This window comes from Seonamhaeicola sp. NFXS20, from assembly GCF_049132085.1.
Taxonomy (GTDB): domain Bacteria; phylum Bacteroidota; class Bacteroidia; order Flavobacteriales; family Flavobacteriaceae; genus Seonamhaeicola.
The window spans coordinates 1-3,205 of record NZ_JAFMPU010000028.1; the positions used below are offsets into that span (position 1 = coordinate 1).

General features: G+C 33.9%; 2 protein-coding genes. Both read left to right on the top strand.

Features of this window, described 5'->3' with window-relative positions:
* Positions 1 to 304: 304 nt before the first annotated feature.
* On the top strand, positions 305 to 592 hold the full coding sequence (locus J1D01_RS17245; RefSeq protein WP_421151747.1) for a hypothetical protein: 288 nt from the start codon (positions 305 to 307) through the stop codon (positions 590 to 592).
* 270 nt (positions 593 to 862) lie between these two features.
* A partial coding sequence (locus J1D01_RS17250) for a TraG family conjugative transposon ATPase (RefSeq protein WP_421151748.1) occupies positions 863 to 3,205 on the top strand: 2,343 nt, incomplete at its 3' end.

Genomic DNA, 3,205 nt, shown 5'->3' on the forward strand with positions numbered 1-3,205 from the left:
TTATAATTATTACTAACTTTTTGGATGATCTAACGCCTAAAATAGGTTAAACTTAAAACAAAGGATTTAGGTGAAATAGGCTCCCTGCTAACGGTTTAAGTACTTTGACTTTTTCTCAATTTTTGACTTATCAACATGCCTTTTCCATTTCATAATTAACATTAAGCTACCTTATTATTATATAATAGTAATCAGTTTTAAATAATATTTTATTCACAAATATCTGGTGTATAGCGGATTGAATTGCTTCTTGTAGTAACTTTTGAGTATCAAAATCAAACCCATTTTAAATTCATTTTTTGATATGAAAAAAGCAACTTATTTCACGCTGTTATTATTTCTGGTTTCAAATGCTCTTTTTGCCCAAATTGGAGGTATTGAAGATTCTGTTAATGATATTTCTGATACTATTCGGTCGATCTTTCCTATTATTCTCGGTGTTATCTTTTTAGTCGGGTTTCTTTTCAATGCGGGGCATTTCTTTGGAGAAAATGCAGACCTGAAAAAGGGCATCACCCGAGTACTCGTTTTTGTACTCATAGCTGGAGCTGTGGTAGGTATTTTCACGTATTTGATAGGTATTGTGGTGTAATGAAAAGATTTACTCCTTATAAAAACATTCGGAAACAAGCCATGATATTTGGGCTTCCTTTATCCTTTTTTGCATTGCAAATGATTTCTGTTATTGCTTCGCTGCTGGTTATTATTTTTTCTTTTAGCCTAAGTGCAATTGTATTGGTCTTACTTTGGAATGTGTTCCTATATATGCTTTTATCCAGGCTTTCAAACCACTCAGGGCTGTTTCGGTTACAAAAGGTCTTTCCAAGATATATAAGTAATAAAAAACAAAGTCAATTGAATTATGAAGCCAATTAATTTTTCGGCATACCATCCTATTTTAAATATAGAAGACCATGTGGTGTTTGCTTCCAATGGTAATGTGGTATTGAGTTATGAAGTTACGCTTCCAGAAATATATTCGCTTTCAGAAAATGATTTTGAACAGTTGCATGGTATCTGGTTTCAGGCTTTTAAATCGATGCCTTCGGGAACGGTTATTCATAAACAGGATGTTTATAAAAAAAGCAAGTATACTGCTGAGAATATTCCAAACAAAACGTTTCTTCAAAAAGCAACGCATGACTACTTTAAGAACAGGGAATTTATAAACCATAAAAGCTATCTGTTTTTTATGCTTCCTTTAGACAAAGCGCTTAAAGCTGGTAAATATGTTAATCCCTTTAAGAAAGTTGAAAATGGTATTCATAAGAAGTTAGATTATCAGGTGCATGAATTTATACAAGTAGTTCACGATGCGGTATCATTTATAAATAATGGTCGTAAAATATGTATCACACCTATTCATGAGGATGCTATTTTAAAATTGACCCATTCGTACTTTAATGGTTTTAATGAGGGGGGTGATACAGATATTTGTTTAGATAAAAAGGGGGTTACTATAGGTGATTTTCATTTTGATATGTTAGCTGTCAATAGCGAATTATGTTATGGAGAGTCTATTCAAACTAGTAAAATCAATGACAAATTCACTTCAGATGATTTTAGTTTTCATCAGGGGTTTATTGATGGGCTGGGGCTCAATCTTCATGAAAACCATATGGTTAATCATATTCTTTATCTCGATGATAAGCATAAGTGGCGAAAACTTCTAGAGAAAAAAATAGAAGCACTTTCTAAAAGTTCCAATTTTGGAACACAGAATAAAGTTGTCTTAAATAAAATTCGGGAAATTGTTAATCGGATCAATGAGGACGATAGTGCGCGTATTGTTCGAGGACATTTTAATGTAGTGTATTGGGCAAACAAGGCGGAAAGATTGGATAGTATTGCTTCCAAAATTAAAGCAGAATTCAAAGAATTGGATATTTTACCGTATTTTCCAAAAGGGGAAGAGCGTAAGCATTATTTTCTGAATTCATATCCTTGCTTTGCTTCTAATTTTTCTGATGAAGATCTATATGTGACAGACCTTAAACATGCCCTGTGTTTATGGATTAATAACAGCAATTACACTTCTGATGCTACAGGAATTATTTTCAATGATAGACAACATAATATTCCCATTCTTAAAGATGTATGGGATGAAAACAAGAAACGCATTAAGGCTAGGAACTTTGCCATTTTTGCGCCTACAGGTGAAGGAAAGTCATTTTTAGCAAATAACATTCTACGGCAATACTTTGAAGACAATGTGCGTCTAGTAATCATCGATTTAGGAGGGTCTTATGCTAAGTTTGCCAAACTCTACCCCAGAGATCATGTCATATTACGCTACGAGCAAGGGAAAAATCTAGGTATTAACCCTTTTTACATTGCTGATGATGCCGATTTAACACCAGAACGATTAGAAGATCTTGCCATTTTTTTACTAGAACTTTTGGCTGAAGGGGAAACAGTTTCTAAAGGGAAGGAAGTGGCCATGAAAAAAGTGTTGTTGCATTATTACAGTAAAGTTAGAAAAGCACATTCGTTGGCTTCCCTTTATCATTTTGTAGATCAGCATAGAGAAAATTTAATGCAAAACTTAGGTATTCAAGAAGCACATTTTAGTATCTATAATTTTCTGCATATCATGTCGGAATATGTTGAAGGAGGGCTCTATAGCTTTTTGTTTAATGTTGGCGAAGATCAAACTTATAAAATAGAGGATAAACGGATGATTGTTTTTGAACTGGACGAGGTTCGGGACAATAAAGAAATCTTGTCTGTGATGCTTAAACTCATTAAGTCTGCTATACAAAGAACCATTTGGCGGAACCGCTCAGAAAGAGGTATTATTTTATTTGATGAGTTTGCCAAACAGTTGAAGTTTGATAATGTTTTGGAAAGTGTGGAATTCTATTATCAAGCCATTCGAAAGCAGAATGGGGCGATTGGAATTATTTTGCAATCCATCAATCAACTACCAAATAATTCAACCGCTGCTAGTATTTTAGAGAATACGCAGGTGATTTATAGTCTTCGAAATGAAAAAGGGTATGATGCACTCCAAAAACGGTTTAATCTCTCTGAACATGATTTAAATCAATTGCGTTCCATTAGAAATAACCTAGTTGGTGAACGAAAGTATACCGAAATGTTTATCAAAATAGGAAAAGCAAGTAACATTTTTCGTTTGGAAGTACCGCCTGAAGTTTTTGCCGCTTACCTAACGGATGGAGCAGAAAACGATGCTATAATGGCC